This window comes from Pseudescherichia vulneris NBRC 102420 (assembly GCF_000759795.1).
Taxonomy (GTDB): Bacteria; Pseudomonadota; Gammaproteobacteria; order Enterobacterales; family Enterobacteriaceae; genus Pseudescherichia; species Pseudescherichia vulneris.
In genome coordinates this window covers 66,647-84,767 of the sequence record NZ_BBMZ01000014.1, presented here as the reverse complement: position 1 = coordinate 84,767, position 18,121 = coordinate 66,647, and the positions used below count along the sequence as shown (strand labels likewise).

General features: G+C 58.2%; 14 protein-coding genes. 4 read left to right on the top strand and 10 right to left on the bottom strand.

The features are described from left to right. Nucleotides 1–91 precede the first annotated feature (91 nt). From asnS to aspC, 3 genes are all read left to right on the top strand, one after another. Nucleotides 92–1,492, top strand: a complete 1,401-nt coding sequence (gene asnS / locus EV102420_RS13170; protein ID WP_042392457.1) for an asparagine--tRNA ligase — start codon at nt 92–94, stop codon at nt 1,490–1,492. Between the two features lie 595 nt (nt 1,493–2,087). Next, complete coding sequence (locus EV102420_RS13165) at nt 2,088–3,206, top strand: porin (RefSeq protein WP_042392455.1); 1,119 nt, start codon at nt 2,088–2,090, stop codon at nt 3,204–3,206. A gap of 187 nt (nt 3,207–3,393) precedes the next feature. After that, nucleotides 3,394–4,584 (top strand): aspartate transaminase, encoded by a 1,191-nt coding sequence (gene aspC, locus EV102420_RS13160; RefSeq protein WP_042392453.1) that lies wholly within the window; start codon nt 3,394–3,396, stop codon nt 4,582–4,584. Between the two features lie 51 nt (nt 4,585–4,635). On the opposite strand, the gene EV102420_RS13155 is transcribed toward aspC, so the two are convergent. From EV102420_RS13155 to cmoM, 7 genes are all read right to left on the bottom strand, one after another. Continuing rightward, the gene (locus EV102420_RS13155; protein ID WP_042392450.1) at nt 4,636–5,283 is read right to left on the bottom strand and encodes an MBL fold metallo-hydrolase; all 648 of its coding nucleotides are present in this window, start codon (nt 5,281–5,283) and stop codon (nt 4,636–4,638) included. Between the two features lie 24 nt (nt 5,284–5,307). Continuing rightward, on the bottom strand, nt 5,308–5,856 hold the full coding sequence (mepK, locus tag EV102420_RS13150; RefSeq protein WP_042392449.1) for a peptidoglycan L,D-endopeptidase MepK: 549 nt from the start codon (nt 5,854–5,856) through the stop codon (nt 5,308–5,310). Between the two features lie 183 nt (nt 5,857–6,039). Then, nucleotides 6,040–7,815, bottom strand: a complete 1,776-nt coding sequence (ldtD, locus tag EV102420_RS13145; RefSeq protein WP_042392448.1) for a L,D-transpeptidase — start codon at nt 7,813–7,815, stop codon at nt 6,040–6,042. A gap of 178 nt (nt 7,816–7,993) precedes the next feature. After that, nucleotides 7,994–12,448, bottom strand: coding sequence for a chromosome partition protein MukB (gene mukB, locus EV102420_RS13140; protein ID WP_042392446.1), 4,455 nt, complete (start codon nt 12,446–12,448; stop codon nt 7,994–7,996). After that, a complete protein-coding gene (gene mukE, locus EV102420_RS13135) occupies nt 12,445–13,152 on the bottom strand; it encodes a chromosome partition protein MukE (RefSeq protein ID WP_042392444.1) in 708 nt (235 codons plus the stop codon). The genes mukB and mukE overlap by 4 nt, the downstream gene beginning before the upstream one ends. After that, nucleotides 13,133–14,455, bottom strand: a complete 1,323-nt coding sequence (gene mukF, locus EV102420_RS13130) for a chromosome partition protein MukF (protein WP_042392442.1) — start codon at nt 14,453–14,455, stop codon at nt 13,133–13,135. The genes mukE and mukF overlap by 20 nt, the downstream gene beginning before the upstream one ends. After that, complete coding sequence (gene cmoM, locus EV102420_RS13125) at nt 14,448–15,242, bottom strand: tRNA uridine 5-oxyacetic acid(34) methyltransferase CmoM (RefSeq protein ID WP_042392440.1); 795 nt, start codon at nt 15,240–15,242, stop codon at nt 14,448–14,450. The genes mukF and cmoM overlap by 8 nt, the downstream gene beginning before the upstream one ends. 118 nt (nt 15,243–15,360) lie before the next feature. On the opposite strand from cmoM, the gene elyC reads away from it, so the two are divergent. Continuing rightward, complete coding sequence (elyC, locus tag EV102420_RS13120; protein ID WP_042392628.1) at nt 15,361–16,140, top strand: envelope biogenesis factor ElyC; 780 nt, start codon at nt 15,361–15,363, stop codon at nt 16,138–16,140. Here elyC and EV102420_RS13115 read toward each other — a convergent pair. From EV102420_RS13115 to EV102420_RS13105, 3 genes are all read right to left on the bottom strand, one after another. Continuing rightward, complete coding sequence (locus EV102420_RS13115; protein WP_042392438.1) at nt 16,117–17,010, bottom strand: YcbJ family phosphotransferase; 894 nt, start codon at nt 17,008–17,010, stop codon at nt 16,117–16,119. The two genes, elyC and EV102420_RS13115, sit on opposite strands and share 24 nt — an antisense overlap. Before the next feature lie 139 nt (nt 17,011–17,149). Beyond that, the gene (kdsB, locus tag EV102420_RS13110) at nt 17,150–17,896 is read right to left on the bottom strand and encodes a 3-deoxy-manno-octulosonate cytidylyltransferase (protein ID WP_042392437.1); all 747 of its coding nucleotides are present in this window, start codon (nt 17,894–17,896) and stop codon (nt 17,150–17,152) included. Beyond that, entirely contained in the window at nt 17,893–18,075 is a 183-nt protein-coding gene (locus EV102420_RS13105) for a Trm112 family protein (RefSeq protein ID WP_042392435.1), read from the bottom strand. The genes kdsB and EV102420_RS13105 overlap by 4 nt, the downstream gene beginning before the upstream one ends. Between the last annotated feature and the right edge of the window lie 46 nt (nt 18,076–18,121).

Sequence of the window (18,121 nt, the reverse complement as noted above, 5' to 3'; positions counted from 1 at the left end):
TGCTTGTCTGATGGCGCACGCCAGGTAACATAGGCAAACCCCCTCTTTGGGTGGAAAGCGTATTTTTCAGATAATTAACAGAGAGAATATTATGAGCGTTGTGCCTGTAGCCGACGTACTCCAGGGCCGCGTCGCCGTTGACCAAGAAGTCACCGTGCGCGGATGGGTACGTACCCGCCGAGATTCAAAAGCTGGCATCTCCTTCCTGGCCGTCTATGACGGTTCCTGCTTTGATCCTGTACAGGCCGTTATTAATAATTCTCTGCCCAATTACAATGATGAAGTCCTGCACCTGACCACCGGCTGTTCCGTGGTGGTGACCGGCACGGTTGTTGCTTCTCCGGGCCAGGGCCAGAGCTTTGAGATCCAGGCAAGCCACGTCGAGGTGACCGGCTGGGTTGAAGATCCGGACACCTACCCGATGGCGGCCAAGCGCCACAGCATCGAGTACCTGCGTGAAGTGGCGCACCTGCGTCCGCGCACCAACCTGATCGGCGCAGTGGCTCGCGTACGCCACACCCTGGCGCAGGCGCTGCACCGCTTCTTTGACGAGCAGGGCTTCTTCTGGGTCTCGACCCCGCTGATCACCGCCTCCGACACCGAAGGCGCTGGCGAGATGTTCCGCGTCTCTACCCTGGATCTGGAAAACCTGCCGCGCAACGACCAGGGCAAGGTCGATTTTGACAAAGACTTCTTTGGCAAAGAGTCCTTCCTGACCGTTTCCGGCCAGCTGAACGGCGAAACTTACGCCTGCGCGCTGTCAAAAATTTACACCTTTGGCCCAACCTTCCGTGCGGAAAACTCTAACACCAGCCGTCACCTGGCTGAGTTCTGGATGCTGGAGCCGGAGATCGCCTTCGCCGATCTGGAAGATAACGCCGCGCTGGCGGAAGCCATGCTGAAGTATGCCTTTAAAGCGGTGCTGACCGAACGTGCAGACGACATGAAGTTCTTTGCCGAGCGCGTAGATAAAGATGCCGTGACGCGTCTGGAGCGCTTCATCGAGGCGGACTTCGCGCAGGTAGACTACACCGACGCCGTCACTATTCTGGAAAACTGCGGCAAGCAGTTTGAGAACCCGGTTTACTGGGGCGTGGATCTCTCTTCCGAGCACGAGCGCTACCTGGCTGAAGAGCACTTCAAAGCGCCGGTTGTAGTGAAAAACTACCCGAAAGAGATCAAAGCGTTCTACATGCGTCTCAACGACGACGGTAAAACCGTGGCGGCCATGGACGTGCTGGCACCGGGCATCGGTGAAATCATCGGTGGCTCCCAGCGTGAAGAGCGTCTGGACGTGCTGGATGCACGTATGGCTGAGATGGGCCTCAATAAAGAGGACTACTGGTGGTATCGCGATCTGCGTCGCTACGGCACCGTACCGCATGCCGGTTTCGGCCTCGGCTTTGAACGTCTGATTGCCTACGTGACCGGCGTTCAGAACGTTCGCGATGTGATCCCGTTCCCACGCACGCCGCGTAACGCAACGTTCTAATCCTTTCTGGGCCAGCACACGCTGGCCCTTCTTCCCTTCATCTTGTCAACTTTTGTTAACAAATCGTTGGTTATTCCCCTAATCAACCCTTTCCTCGTTAGCGTCTGTAAGCGTATTTTTCAGAAATAATTTCGTACAAAAATCATACTGGCTAAAACTTGCACAAAAATTTCTCTTTTGGCTTTAGCACATTTGGATAAACGGTGCACAGCTATCCAGATGTCTAAACACGGAAATGAGAAAATGTCTCACTCACTCCTTTTCTGAATAAGTTAATCCTATATCAAGATTAAACATAAGTAATTCATATATATAGCAATGGATCCGCTGATTTTATCAGCAACTCTATTGGAAACATGAAGTGGTTCACAAAGTTCCCTCAAATACACAAATTTTTACACATTATTTCTTTTTGTTACCTCTTTACGACATTTGTAGCACTTTCAAGGTAGCGAAACGTTTATATGAATGGAAAGATGCTTCTCAGACACATAAAGACACCAAACTCTCATCAATAGTTCCGTAAACATTTATTGACGGAATCTATTGACGGCAGTGGCAGGTGTTATAAAAAACCTAATGAGGGTAATAAATAATGATGAAGCGCAATATTCTGGCAGTGGTTATCCCTGCTCTGCTGGTAGCCGGTGCAGCAAACGCTGCAGAAATCTATAACAAAGCCGGTAACAAATTAGACCTGTACGGTAAAGTTGTAGGTGAGCATGACTTCGTAACCTCTGGTGATGACACCGGCAGCAACGACAACACCTATGCTCAGATTGGCTTCAAAGGCGAAACTCAGATCAACGACCAGCTGACCGGTTACGGCCAGTGGGAATACCGTGCCCTGGCAAGCGGCGAAGAGAGCGGCGGCCAGTCCCAGCGTACTCGTCTGGCATTTGCCGGCCTGAAAATTGCTGATGCAGGCTCCATCGACTACGGCCGTAACTACGGTATCGCGTACGACGTTGACGCTTACACCGATATGGCTCCTTCTTTCTCCGGTATGACCTGGGCGAACTACGCTGACAACTTCATGACCGGCCGTACCTCTGGCGTTGCGACCTACCGTAACTCCAACTTCTTTGGTCTGGTTGATGGCCTGAACTTCGGCCTGCAGTACCAGGGTAAAAACGACCGTACTAACCCGCTGACCTCTAACGGCGACGGCGTAGGTTACTCTCTGGGCTACGACTTCGCTGAAGGCTTCAGCGTGATCGGTGCTTACTCCAACGCTGACCGTACTAACCGTCAGGAAGATCTGAACATTGCTAACCGTGGCAGCGCCCGCGGCAGCCGTGCGGAAACCTGGGGTGTGGGTGTAAAATATGACGCCAACAACATCTACCTGGCGACCACCTACGCTGAAACCCGCAACACCACCCGTGAAGCGGACGGCACCTTTGCTAACAAAACGCAGAACTTCGAAGCCATCGCTCAGTACCAGTTCGACTTCGGTCTGCGTCCGTCCCTGGCCTACGTTCAGTCTCGCGGTAAAGACCTGGCAGCAACCAACGATGGCGCATTCGGCGGCGGCAGCGAAGACCTGCAGAAGTTTGTTGAAATCGGTGCAACTTACTACTTCAACAAAAACTTCAACATCTGGGTTGACTACCAGCTGAACCTGATCGACGACAGCGACTACAGCCGCAACGTTGGCATCGTCAACGGCAAAGACGACCAGGTTGCTGTAGCGGTAACTTACCAGTTCTAATTGCACGACCTCCTCGTTATATGCTGATAAAAACAGGGCTACGGCCCTGTTTTTTTATGCCTGAAAAGCTGGTCAACGCTGCTTGCGGTCACACTCTGTTTCTTTTTGTCGCAAACGGTTGGCAATTGATAAATCTCCCGTTACCCTGATACGCAACGCCCTTCTGTCATCAAAATGGAACCTCGTCATGTTTGAGAATATTACTGCAGCCCCTGCTGACCCTATTCTGGGGTTAGCCGATCTGTTTCGTGCCGACCAACGTCCGACAAAAATTAACCTTGGCATCGGCGTCTATAAAGATGAAACCGGTAAAACGCCTGTGCTGACCAGCGTGAAGAAAGCCGAGCAGTATCTGCTGGAGAACGAGACGACGAAGAACTATCTCGGCATCGACGGGATCCCGGAATTTGGCCGCTGCACCCAGGAGCTGCTGTTTGGCAAAGGCAGCGCGGTGATTAACGACAAGCGCGCCCGTACGGCGCAGACGCCGGGCGGCACCGGCGCGCTGCGCGTGGCGGCAGACTTCCTGGCGAAAAACACCGACGTTAAGCGCATCTGGGTGAGCAACCCAAGCTGGCCGAACCATAAAGGCGTGTTTAACGCCGCCGGGCTGGAGGTGCGCGAATATGCTTACTATGACGCGGCGAACCATACGCTGGACTTTGACAACCTGTTAGCGAGCCTCAACGAAGCCCAGGCGGGTGACGTAGTACTGTTCCACGGCTGCTGCCATAACCCAACCGGCATCGATCCGACGCTGGATCAGTGGCAGACCCTGGCGCAGCTCTCCGTTGAGAAAGGCTGGCTGCCGCTGTTTGACTTCGCCTATCAGGGCTTTGCCCGTGGTCTGGAGGAGGATGCGGAGGGGCTGCGCGCCTTTGCCGCGCTGCATAAGGAGCTGATCGTTGCCAGCTCCTACTCGAAAAACTTTGGTCTGTATAACGAGCGCGTCGGGGCCTGCACCCTGGTGACCGCCGATGCGGACACAGCCGATCGCGTCTTTAGCCAGCTGAAGTCCGTGATCCGTGCTAACTACTCCAACCCGCCGGCACACGGTGCCTCTGTGGTCGCCACCATTCTCAGCAATGACGCCCTGCGCGCTATCTGGGAGCAGGAGCTGACCGATATGCGCCAGCGCATTCAGCGCATGCGTCTGCTGTTTGTTAACACGCTGCAGGAGAAAGGGGCTAACCGTGACTTCAGCTTTATCATTAAGCAGAACGGCATGTTCTCGTTCAGCGGCCTGACCAAAGAGCAGGTTCAGCGCCTGCGCGAAGAGTTTGGCGTCTATGCGGTGGCATCCGGTCGCGTTAACGTCGCGGGCATGACCCCGGACAATATGGCTCCGCTGTGTGAAGCCATCGTCGCCGTGCTGTAAGCGTAGCGCAAAAAAAGGGTCGCCGAAGCGACCCTTTTTTTATGGGGCGAACTACCAGATCGGCTGCTCATCCTGCAAAAACGGGTTGTGCAGGCGCTCTTCGCCCAGGGTCGACATCGGCCCGTGACCGGGAATAAAGGTCACGTCGTCGCCCAGCGGCAGCAGCTTGCGCTTGATGGAGTCGATCAGCTGACCGTGGTCGCCGCGCGGAAAATCACTGCGCCCTACTCCACCCTTGAAGATCACATCCCCTGAGACCAGCAGACGCGACTGTGCGTCAAAGAAGACAATGTGTCCCGGCGTATGGCCCGGACAGTGCAGCACCGCCAGGGTGATATTGCCGACGGTCACGCTCTCGCCCTCGTCCAGCCAGCGGTCAGGCGTCAGAGGCTGACACTCCTCCAGGCCAAACATACGGCTTTGGGCAGGAAGCCCCGTCAGCCAGAACTCATCCTCTTTTTCCGGGCCGACAATAGGCACACCGTAGTGTTGCGCCAGTTCGGCGGCGGCCCCCACGTGATCGAGATGACCGTGGGTGAGCAAAATCTGCGTCAGCGTAACCTCAGAAGCGGCAACCACCTCTTTGATACGCTCGGCATCACCACCGGGATCCACCAGCGCGGCCTGACGCGTCTCCTCACACCAGATCAGAGAACAGTTCTGGGAAAACGCGGTAACCGGAATAAGACGATAGTTCATACTGCTCCTTTTCATTAAGCCCTGTTACCAGTGCCGAACCGGCCCGGTATCAATATGTACAAAGTTGCTGCGCGGGTAATATCCTACACCACCTGCGCCCATAGATAACGCAGCTTTGCGAACATTGCTTAATGCAAGGCCTTCAATATGGAAATCCATTGCCTGGCCTTTGGTGTGGTAGCTGTGCTTCGCGACGCCGCTGCTATGGGCGCGAAGCTCATTATTGGTATCGACAGAGCGATAGCCCGAGATAAGCTGAACCGGTTTACGCGTGCCGAGCAGGCCCTGCAGGCGGTAGATCTGGTCGAAAAGCTTAGGGTCGATGGACGTCACTTTATTGGCGCGATAGTCGCGGAAAAAGTGGTTAAGTTTAGCTAATTCATCCTGAATATAGCCCTTGCCGTCAAAAAACTCGGCTTTGATTGACTCTCCGGTATGTAAATTACTGAGGGTCAGGATCCGTGGGCGTGGCGTAGAGAGGGTTGCGAACGCAGGCGTTGGCAGGATGGCTGCACCGAGTGCAATGCCACCTAACGCCAGCAGTTTGCGGCGATTAGCGTCAAATTTATCCATGATAATCAGGTCTACAGGTAAAAAGGTTGCTTAATTAATGCACTTCTGGCGCGTGAAAAGGCACATTACCGGGCAAAATTTCTTACGTCAAGGAAGGTCAAGCGTGGTAAAGACGGGCCGCGTAGCCTGGACGGCCCGTTTTTACCAGTGATTTAGTGAATGGATTAATCTGAACTACTTCATTTATCTGATTAATTGTTCCGCCTTCGGCAGAACGTCAGCCCCTGAACGGGCAGTGAGATCGTAATTGTAAATATCTGTACGATACTGGGTGCGCCCGTCGCTGCCGACGAAGGCGGTCAGGTAGTAGAGGTTCACCGGAATATTCTGGCGAATATTCACGTAGCGCGTGTTTCCTTCCTGCAGCGCGTCAGAGATGCGCGTATCGTTCCAGCCCGCGTCCTGCAACAGCATGCTGGCCAGCTCAGAGGATTTATTCACGCGAACGCAGCCGGAGCTGAGCGCACGCTCGTTCTTCTGGAAAAGCGTATGGTTCGGCGTATCGTGCAGATAGATAGCATCCGAGCTGGGCATATTGAACTTGTAGCGGCCCAAAGAGTTATGCGCCCCCGGTGCCTGCTGGAAGCGGAATGGCAGATTGGACGGGGTGATGGTGCCCCAGTCGACCCGCCACGGATCGATCGTCTCTTTGCTGTTCCAGCCGCGCAGCACAACATAGTTATGCCGCTCCAGATAGCCCGGATCGTTCCATACCTTCGGCAGAATGTCCTTGCGCGCCAGGGTGGGCGGAACGTTCCACGGCGGATTGACCACCACGTTATTGAGCGCGCTGCTCATCATCGGCGTTTTACGATCGGGACGACCGACGATCACCCGGGAGGCCAGCACCTCGTTGCCCTGCTGGTAATAGACCAGCGAGTAGGCCGGAATGTTAACCATAATGCCGGTGGAAACCGTGCCCGGCAGCAGGCGCAGGCGCTGGATGTTTAATGCCAGCACCCCTGCACGCTGGGCGGGGGTCACGTTAAGCCAGTCGCGGGTGGACTTACCGATAGAGCCATCGCTCCCCAGTCCCTGCCAGGCCTGGAAGCGTTTTACCGCTGCTACCAGCTCGGGATCGTAGGTGCCGCCGCGCGCAGGCTTCGCCTTTTTAGGTTTATCCCCCGGCAGAACGATGTTCTCGGCGCTATCCAGCATTCCCGTGCGGGAGAGGATCTCGCGCAGGGCGGGAATATCGTTGCTCCACTGTCCCGGACGCAGCGTGGCGGTGCTCTTCAGCGTCGGCCACGGTTGGGTATCACTCACTAACTTCAGCAGCGACTTATGCATCAGCGAGTACTGGTCATGCTGCGGCGCAAGGCTGGCAACAAAGTGCGTCAGCTGGCCGTTATCCAGCGCCATCTGCCACTGGTTAATCACCGTCAGCGGCGGGGTTGCCAGCTGATACGGTTTGGCGCTGTAGAGCCAGCTGTTACCCTTAACGGGAATACCGGCGATAAAGTGCAGGTAGCCCAGCATGGCGTCAGAAAGCACCACGTCCCGGGCCTGACCGGTCACGGCAGGATCGGTCAGCAGCTCTACCCATTTCGTAAACTGGGGCTGGAAACCAGCGATGGCCACCTCGGCCAGCTGTTGCTGAAACGCTTTAACCGCCTCGCGATCGTCCCACATGGCCTTCTGCTCGCGGGCGGCATACAGCGCAACGAGCTGGTTCATGTAGACTGGGGTATAGCCTGCCGGCAGCTGAGCCTGGATTTCAGCGCGCGTTTTGGCCATCAGGCCAGCATCGGCCAGCGCCTCGACGCCTGCCAGCACGGCGGTAGCGTGGGACTGCACCAGCGGTTCGGCCAGTGCCGTAGGCTGCACGCCCATGCTGGCAGAGCTGTCGGTTGGAATAACTTCTGGCTCATCGGCCATAGCGTTAAACAGCGGAGCAAACGTAAGGGCCACGCACAAACTCAATGCGGACGCCCGACTCTCTTTTTTCTTCAGCAACATCCCTTGCCCCCTGTTTAAAAACGAATCGATTAATCCGTCTGATTGTATGAGTATATAAAGACAAAAATACATTTGCCCGGCAAAATGTAAAGAAGATTAAAGATTGATCTGACGCTGGTTTGGCCAGCGGGCAATAAAAAAGGGCGGCTATGCTGCCGCCCTTTTGCTCGGTTACCCGTTAGGTTGCGCTGGCATCCGCCGTGCCGGGCAGCGGCTCAGGCAGCTGTGGGGCAAAGCCGCGCAGGCCAACCACGTGCACGTGCTCTTGATTGTTGAACACCTTACGCACCAGCTTATAGGTGGTACCTTTCTCTGGACTGATGTTTTCAGGCGCAGCGATAATCAGCTGCATCTCCAGCCGCTCGCACAGCTCAAACAGCGTGGCGATAGAGCGGGCATCAAGACGGGCGGCCTCATCGAGGAACAGCAGACGGCATGGGGAGATATCTTTCCCACGCAGGCGACGGGCTTCGTCTTCCCAGCTCTGCACCACCATCACCAGAATCGACATCCCGGTACCGATCGCTTCCCCGGTAGAGAGCGCGCCAGACTCGGCACGCAGCCAGCCGTCGGAGCCACGGTTAACCTCGACCTCCATCTCCAGATAGTTACGGTAGTCGAGCAGCTCTTCACCGATGGTCTGCGGCGTACGCTGGCCCATATCTATCTGCGGGTTCAGGCGCTGATAGAGTTTCGCCAGCGCTTCCGAGAAGGTCAGACGGTTGCTGTTGAAGAGATCCTGATGCTGTTCGTGCTGTTCGGAGAGCACGTCCAGCAGCGTAGCGTGGGTCTCCCGCACGTTCACGTTCAGACGCACGCTGTTCACCTGACCAAAGGAGACGCTCTGCAGCCCCTGGTTGAGCTGGCGGATACGATTCTGCTCGCGCTGGATGGTTTTGCGAATGATGTTCGCCGCGCTGCGGGAGCTGATGGCCAGCTTCTGCTCACGGGAGGTCAGCTCTTCCGTCAGACGGCCCAGCTCGATCTCCATCTGCTCAATCGCTTCAACCGGATCGTCGGTGCGAATAATATCCTGACGGATACGCTCGCGCAGATGCTGGTAGACCGCGACGAAGAACTGGATCTTACGCTCAGGGCGCTTCGGATCTTCCGACATGCGCAGCACGTCGCGCAGGTGTTCGTTATCCGCCACCGCCAGACGCAGCGCGCCCAGCGCCTTATCCGACATTGAGCGCAGCTCGTCGGCAGAGAGATAGGCCAGCTCGCGACGGTGGAGGCGGCGCTCAACGCCGTTATCTTTCACCATACGCATCACCGCACACCAGCCCGCTTTGGCCGTCACTACCTGCTCGCGCTTCTCGTAGTAGTCACGCTCAAGACGCTTGAGCTTGCGGGTCAGGTTATCCATCTCCGCTTCGCAGAAGGTCAGGGCTTTCTCCAGCTGGTTGCGGCGCGCGCGGTTGCTGGAGAGCTGGGCATAAAGCTCATCCCGACGAATCCGGGCCCGCTCTTCTGAGCCGCTGTCTGCCCGCACGCCAATCTCCTGCAGCTCTTTATGCAGATCGTTCAGCAGCTCTTTTTTGGTGTCGTAGGAGCTTTTCAGCGACGCCTGCACCTGGCCGTACTGGCTGAGCTGGGCGGCGTGGCTGCGCATCGCCTCACGGGCACGGGCACGTTCACTTTCCGCCTGCTCCAGACGCTGGCGCAGCTTCTCGTTAAGATCGCTGTTGCCGGTGAGCATCGCGGCGGAATCGCTGTAGCTGAAGTGGGCGCGGCGCTGCACGACCTCAGTGAGGGCAAACGCCTGCTGGCGCGCTTCACGCTGCACCTGCTGCGAATACGCGTAGTCCTCTTTCAGCTGTTCAAACTGCTCCGGATCGCTCTGGAGTACCGAGACCACCGGCTCCAGCTTCGCCAGCTGGTTGCCGTACTGCTGGATAAAGCGTGCCGCTTCCTGAGCTTCGTCAAGACGCTCGCGGATCTCATCCACGCGGTCGGCCAGGGTGTCATCGCTCAGCAGGTTAACGCGGGGCAGCAGGCGGTTAAGAGCGCTGACGCCCTCTTTGGCCTGGTCGTACTGGGCGCGGCTCTGCTGGTTGTCGCTCTCGTGGGCGCTAATGGCGCGCTCAAGCTCGCCCCGACGGCTGGTCAGGGTGCGGATCTCCGCTTCCGGATCGTCCTCAAAGGCGACCGCCAGATGGCTACCGATAAAGCGGCTGCAGGCCTGGTGCAGACGCTGGGTTTTCTGGACGTCAAACGACAGGGTGGCGAAGCGCTCCGCCAGCTTTTCCCGCTCGGCGTGCAGGCTTTCAATACGGCTTTCGCGGGCGGCACGGCCAAACAGCGGCAGCGACGGGAAGCGAGAGTAACGCCATTGGCGATCGGCGACCTTGACGATCACCGCTTTTTCCAGCTCGTCGGCGGCAAAGACGCTGTCGTCAAAGGACTGCGGATCCCCTTCGATCAGGTAGAGATCTTCCGGGCAGTCGGTTAATCCTTCCAGCTGTTCGGCGATCAGGGAGAGATCCGGCACCACGATAGCGTGACGGGATGGGCCATACAGCGCCGAATAGTAAGGCGCATCGTCGAGGCTGACGTCATCGTAGATTTCAGAGAGCAGCACGCCGCCAAAGCGTTCCGCCAGGGCGTTGAGACGGGCATCTTCTGCCCCGCCCGGCTGGCTCAGACGTTCGATCTCGTCATCCACCGCCTGCTTGCGGGCACCGATCTCATCCCGCTCAACAATGGCTTCGCGCTCGCGCTCCAGCAGCTGTTGCAGGTACTCGGTGACGTCCTGGCTCGATTCAAACTCCTGCCCGCTCTGCTCACAAAGCTGGTTCAGGCTGTTCTGCGCGGCCAGCCAGATCGGGGCGCGCTTCAGCAGACGCTGAATACGCGCCTGCAGCTGCTCCAGCTCCTGACGCAGGGCCATGCGCTGCTCACCGGCGTTGGCAACGGTCTCAGAGAGGGCGGCAATCTGCGCCTCCAGCTGCTGGTGCAGGGCTTCGAGCTCATCGGCCTCGACGCGCTTGTTGTGACGCTTGCAGAACTCGGCCAGCAGACGCTCGGCATCCTGCTGCTCGCGCAGGCGCTGCTCCAGCTCGTTCAGACGCATCCGCAGCGGCTGCACCTGGTCCGCCAGATGGCGCTGGTTAACGGCGTCGCGCAGCAGCTCCCGGGCGACGCTCCAGGCTTCATCCCGCGACAGCGGGCCGTTAATGGCCGCCACCAGCTGGTACGCCTGCTCAAACTGGCTGTGCGCGGTCTGGGCCACGCTCATCTTCTGCTCCAGCGAGAGCAGCTTCTCGGTCGCTTCCTGCTCTTTGGCCTGGAAAGTCTCCTGCCACTGCTGGGCGCTCTCCGGGGTCAGATCCGGAATGTGGCACAGGGCCTGAGCGCGCTCCAGCGCGGCCAGCGCCTGGTTATACTGAATAGCGCGGGTCTGCTGCACGTCGAGCGCCTGCTGATAGTTGGCAAGCTGGCTCTTCAGCTCATCCACCTCCAGCTCGGCGGCTTCCGCCCGGGCCTCATTCTCTTCATGGCGGTCGGCGGCTTCTGCCACCACCTCGTTCTGCTCCTCCAGACGGATTTGCAGCTCGTCGAGATCCGTTTCGTAGCGCTCAATTTTTTCCTGCTGGCGCAGCGCGGTTTGTACCAGGTTCAGATGGTCGCTGGCGGCCTGGTGATCCGCTTCGAGATCGCCCTCCGCACCGGTATGCTCATGCAGCTCCCGCGCCATCTCAACGTGCTTATACTGCTCGGCGGCCAGCTGCGACCGGGAGGTAAAGAGATCCCGGCGGAAGGCCAGGGCCTGATCGAGATGCACCCGGCGCTCGTTGGCGTGGCGCATGTAGTCCGAGGCCACGTAGTTGGTGGCTTCGCTGATCAGGTGCTTAAAGAGATCCCTGTCCGACTGGGTGACGCGGATCGCCTCAAGGGTCATGCGGTTCTCCCGCAGCGCGGCTTCCATATCCTGGAATGCCTTCCGCACCCCGCCGTTTTCCGGCAGCAGGTAGTCACGCAGCGAGCGGGTAATGGCGCTGGAGATCCCGCCGTAGAGCGAGGCCTCAATCAGGCGGTAGAACTTGCTGCGATCCGAGGCGGAGCGCAGACGACGCGCCACAATGCCCAGATCGAACATCAGGGCGTGGTAATCGATAATCGAGTTGAACTGCTTGAACTGAACGCCTTCTATCTCATCCAGCTTCTCTTTTAGCTCGTTCAGGGTCAGTACCCGCGCCTGGCGCTCGTTGAGCGTCTCGGTGAGCAGCTGGGTCGGCTGAATGCTGGTCGGCAGGCCCTGAATCGCAAAGGGTTTAATATCGACTTTGCGATCGCGGCCAGCAACCTGTTGCAGGCGTACGCCGACCACTACGCGCTGGTTGCGTGAGTTGATCACGTCCAGCACTGAGTAACAGACGCCCGCCTTCAGCTTGCCGTGCAGGCCCTTATCACGCGAGCCGCTGGTGGCCCCCGCTTCGGTGGTGTTACGGAAGTGCAGCAGGGTTAAATCCGGGATCAGCGCCGTGACAAAGGCTGCCATGGTGGTGGATTTACCCGCCCCGTTACCGCCTGACAGCGTGGTGACCAGCTCGTCAAGGTCAAAGGTACGGGCAAAAAAGCCGTTCCAGTTAATCAGCGTTAGCGAGCGAAATTTACCGCGATCGATCATGACTCTTCCTCCGCACTGTCCGGCTGATTCTCGTCTTGCTCATCATTGAGCTGCAGGTTGTTCTCTATCGGCATGGCCTCGCCGTCGCGGATCATGCGCAGCTGCGCTTCACGCAGATCGTCTCCGCCGCGCACGTCAGCGCCGAAGCGGAACACCGACTCGGTGATGCGGAACTTGCTGCTGTCGTTCCCCATAAACCAGACCATGCCCAGACGGCGCAGACGGTTCAGGGAGGAGCGCACCTTCTCCTGCAGCTTCTGGCGATCGACGTCAGAGCCGGTGGAGCGGTTGTTGACCAGCTTCAGCAGCTTGCTCTCGTCCGCCAGAGACAGCAGCTCATCGTAGAGCTCCTGCTGGGTAAAGATGCCTTCGTTGGCCAGGCGCTCTGGGCTGAGATAGAGGTAGCAGAGGATCTTACCGACCATCATATCCAGCTCTGAAAGCACCGAGCGCGGGATCAGCGTCGTGGAGCGCGGGCGCAGGTAGAAAAACCCTTCCGGCGCGCGGATCAGCTCCACGTTATAGCGAGCGTAAAACTCTTCCAGATACTCCTGGAAGTCCATCAAAAATGCGTGATTATCCAGCTCATCAAGACCAATGTGGCGACCGGCACGCAGCTGACTGTCAAGCGCCGGGAACAACGGGTTAGCCAACGCCTGCGCCAGCTTGACTGGCATCACTTGTTCAATATTTGTCAATGACATGCGCCTGTACCCTGGCTCCGTAATCATTAATTGGCTGCCATTTTGCTGGCAGCCCGGTGAAATCGCCCTGCGCTACGCCGAGGCGTACCGCCTGATCAACCACAATTCGCGCAACGTCAAAGTGACGCGCCCGCGGATATTGCGCCAGATATTCGCGCACAACCAGACCGAGATCCAGTGGCACTTCTCTGGTTTTATAGACCGCCAGCTGCGCTTCAATCATGGCGGCAAGCTGCTCGCGAATTTCGTTAAACTCTTCAAATTCGAGATCCGGCGGCAGTTCGCCGGTGACCTCTTCATCGCGCAGCGTCATCTCTTCGTCGCGCATATCCAGCAGACGATCGGCGCTGGCGTAGGTCAATGCCCATGGCGCATCGAAGTAAGACTGCACCGACTGGCGCAGACGCTGGGCAAAGACGCGGTTTTTGTCCATATCGATGGCGGTACGGATAAACTTATGCACGTGGCGGTCGTAGCCGATCCATAGATCGATAGCCTGCTGGCCCCAGCTGATGATGCGGTCCAGCTTGCTTTGCAGATCGAATACCAGCCGGTCAACGAACTCGAGATCGTTATGGGCGAGGGTCGCATCCTGAATGCGCAGCAGGTTGGCCTGCAGCTTATCCCCCGCCGCCTCCAGCGTATCCTGCAGCTCGCGCAGGGTCCCGGAGGTTTCCGACAGCAGAAGCTCACAGCTGGAGATCGCCGCCCGCCAGTCTTTGTTCAGCAGCTGGGCGATGTCATCTTTCACCAGCTGCTGCTGCTCGTCCATGATCCGCTGGGTCAAATCGATGCTGTCGAAAATCTCCGCAACGGAGTACTTGAGCGGGGCATAGACGTGACGATGCCAGTGAAACTCGTCCCCGCCTTCCGCCGCCGCGTCGGCAGCGCGTTTCAGCTCGCCGGCGACAATAGAGAGCTGCATCGAGAGGCGCAGGGTAGAGAACTCGCGCTGGCGGATGTAATAGTCCGTGATGCCGATCCCGAGAGGCGTCAAACGGTAGATGGCGTTCCCCTCGGCCTGCTCGCTGGTAAAGCGGTTCAGCAGGCGCTGGCGCACCATATCGTTGATGGCGTTATTGGCGCGCACGCCGATGGTTTCGCTGGTCTGCTCAAACGCCTCGCTGACGTGACGAAACGCGTCAATCAGCTCCCCTTCGCTCATCTCGCCGTCGAGCCGCTCGCCGTTAAGCGTGGCGACGGCCAGCAAAAAGGAGAGTCTGTCCACCGGCAGCGCGATCGAGAAATCATTTTTTCTGGCCCAGGCAACCAGTTCGGGGACTGTCTGGGAAAATTCACTCATCGTTAATCCTTGTATCTACCTGCGGCTTCTGCGCGGTAACGTGTATATAGCGGCCCAGGCTCAGGTAGGGCTCCTGGCGGCAGTAACGCGTCTCCAGCTCCACTAATGCAGCAAAACAGTCATGCTGTTTTTGCTTATCGCGCAGATAATCGTGAAAAACTCTGATACCGGTTTTACCGGTGATCTGCCAGCCCATCTCTTCGAGCCAGCCGTAAACCTGCTGCGGATCGCGCGGAAAGTCCGGTGAAAGCGTCCGTCGTTTCTTTTTGTACATGCCCTGCTGCACATAGCCAAAATTGCCTACCAGCACGTTCCGCATCAGCAGGCCGTTGGCGTTGTAAAACATCAGCGACAGCGCGCCGCCGTGACGTAGCGCCGACCAGAGGGTTTGCAGGACGGCAACCGGCTCGGCGACCCACTCCAGCACGGCATGGAACAATATCAGATCGACCGGCGATTCCAAATGCTGGGCAATGTCCTGAGCGGCACAGTGGATAAAATGCATGTTGCCGATCACACCTTCCGCCTCTGCCGCCGCGCTGGCTCGGGCGACCATCTCACCCGACAGATCGCACAGGGTGACGTGATGACCAAGCTTCGCCAGCCGGATGGCCGTCTGCCCCTCTCCGCCACCCGCATCGAGGATGCGCAACGGCCGTGGACCAAAGGTCGCCAGCAGTGCGTCAAGATCCTGCCACAGGATCGCCTGGCGTAGCTGCCCTTTCGTTGTGCCATAAATATTGCGGGAAAACTTCTCCGCGATGTCATCGAAATTGCGATCCTGCATCTACTACTCCGCGATCCTGGCAAAACCGCTATTTTGTCACACCCACGTTAAGAAGGAACCTATCTGGTGTAAGATCCACAGAATAACCTGCTGTATGGTCAAAAAGGAAACGGAAGCCATGCTTTTTACGCTGAAGAAATACATTGGTGGGATGCTGCTGCCCCTGCCGCTGCTGCTTTTGCTGATGGGGATTGGCCTGGCGCTGGTCTGGTTTACCCGCTATCAGAAGTCAGGTAAGGCGCTGATGAGTGCAGGCTGGCTGGCGCTGGTGCTGATTAGCCTCCAACCAGTGGCGGACGGTATGCTCAGGCCGATAGAGCAGACCTACCCTACCTGGCGCGGCACCCAGCAGGTGAAATACATCGTGGTGCTCGGCGGGGGCTACACCTGGAACGATACGTGGGCACCCAGCTCGAACCTCATCAACAACAGCCTGCCGCGTTTGACAGAGGCGGTACGCCTGTGGCGGCTTAATCCAGGCGCCAAAATGATCTTCACCGGCGCGGCGGCGGTCACCAACCCGGTCAGCACCGCCGAGGCCGGGGCGCGGGTGGCTGAAACGCTGGGCATCCCGCGCAGCGATATAATGACGCTCGATACCGCCAAAGATACGGAAGAGGAAGCGGCCGCGGTGAAGCAGGCTATTGGCGAGACGCCGTTTCTGCTGGTAACCTCGGCGTCGCATCTGCCCAGGGCGATGATCTTTTTCCGCCACGCAGGCTTAAACCCCCTGCCCGCTCCGGCTAACCAGCTGGCGATCGACTCGCCGCTGAACCCCTGGGAGCGCATTATCCCCTCTCCGGTGTGGCTGATGCACAGCGACCGGGTCGGGTATGAGACGCTGGGTCGCGTCTGGCAGTGGCTTAAGGGTTCGTCAGGCGATCCACGGCACGAGTGATTTTGAGGCGAGGTCAAAATTGGCGCGGTTGAAATGGCCGGTGTTCACCAGCTGCGCCACCTCGTCCCACAGGGTGTAGAGCCAGCGCCGCCAGATAAACGCCTCTGACACCGGGGCGTGCTGAAGATAGTGCCACAGCAGCCCTTCCGCCAGCGCGCTGTCGGAGAGGCGAAACAGCTCGTACTCCCGCGGTGCCCAGAGCATCACCCCTGGCCCCACCATCGCCACCAGCTGATCGGTACGGGCATCTTTTAACATGCTGCGCAGGTTCAAATTGCCGTGCACCAGCACGCAGTTATCGTTAAAGCCTTCGAAGAGTTTAGGCAGGCACTCCCGGGTGCGGAACAGGATCCGTTTATCCTGCATCGTCAGGCCGGTATTTTTAAACTGGTTGAGGGTGTTCCACAGCACCTCAACCCGCTGGCGATACCACGAGGGCCAGATGTTCTCCTGGGTGCTGTCCACCACGCCGACGCAGCCGTGGCTGTCCTGCCGATGCCAGGCGAGTAGCGCCTCAACGATCTGATCCTTGAGCTGCTCCCAGCGCTCCGGCGTACGGGCCGGGGCCTCAACGGGCACGCCGCGCAGCCGCTCGATCAGCAGCACGTCCGGGCCGGGATGCTCGTCATGAGTCATCACCCCGTAGACCACCGGCATGCGCACCGTACCGCTGCGGGCCAGCATCGACATCTTCCACGCCAGCTGCCGCGCCAGACCCGGCGTGGTAAAGCTTCTCGCTAGCAAGGGCATGGGGTGGCCGTGGCTGTCGTACAGTGACCACAGCGCGGTGTCCGCCTTCTCATTAACACACTCCACGCGGCTGAGTTTTTCCCCCAGCAGGTGGCTTAGTTCGGCACGTAGTTGTTCCATTCACGCTACCTCTCAGGAATACCCTTACGCAGACTACACCTATTATAATGGGCGTCCGTCACAGAGATGTCACCCTGATAAGATCAAAACAGCGGTAGAAAGTGTAGAAATTCCCCTCCGGGCGGAGGGGAGAGAGGAATTAGCGGAGTTCAGCGCGCACGCGGGCGAGATCTTCTGCGGTATCCACCCCGGTTCCGGGAATGGCCTGCGCGACGTCAACGTGAATTTTTTCCCCATGCCAGAGCACGCGCAGCTGTTCGAGCATCTCGATCTGCTCCAGCTGGCTTGGCTGCCAGGTGACGTAGCGGCGGATAAACCCAGCCCGGTAGCCGTAGATACCGATATGACGCAGGAAGATATCGCCAATAGCCTCGCGCGACTGGGCGAAACGATCGCGATCCCAGGGAATGGTCGCCCGGGAGAAGTACAGCGCGTAACCCTCGCTGTCCATCACCACTTTAACCGCGTTGGGGTTAAATGCCTCTTCCGCGCTGTGGATTGGCACGGCCAGCGTCGCCATCCCCACCTGGCGCTGGGCCAGATTCTCCGCCACCTGGCGAATAATCGCTGGTGGGATCATCGGCTCGTCGCCCTGAACGTTAACGATGACCGTGTCATCGCTAAAGCCGCACTTCTCCACCACCTCTGCCAGCCGCTCGGTGCCCGACTGATGATCGGCGCGGGTCATGCACACTTCACCCCCTGCCGCCTCGACGGCCAGCGCCACGTCCGGGTGATCGGTCGCGACAATAATTCGCGCCGCCCCGGACTCACGTGCCCGCTCCAGCACGTGCACGACCATCGGCTTGCCGTTGATATCTACCAGCGGCTTACCCGGCAGGCGGGTAGAAGCATAACGCGCAGGAATGATAACAACGAAACTCATGGACGGCTCTCTTCAGCAGCGAGCGGGCGCGCTTCGTTTTCCAGCAGTACCGGAATGCCTTCCCGCACCGGGAAAGCGAGGCTGTCGACTTTACAGATCAGCTCTTGTTTATCCTGGCTGTAGTAGAGCTTACCGTTGCAGACCGGGCAGGCAATGATTTCGAGTAGACGGTGATCCATAGTTCCTCCTGAGGGACCGAAAGTGGTATGCCTTAAATGTTATCAT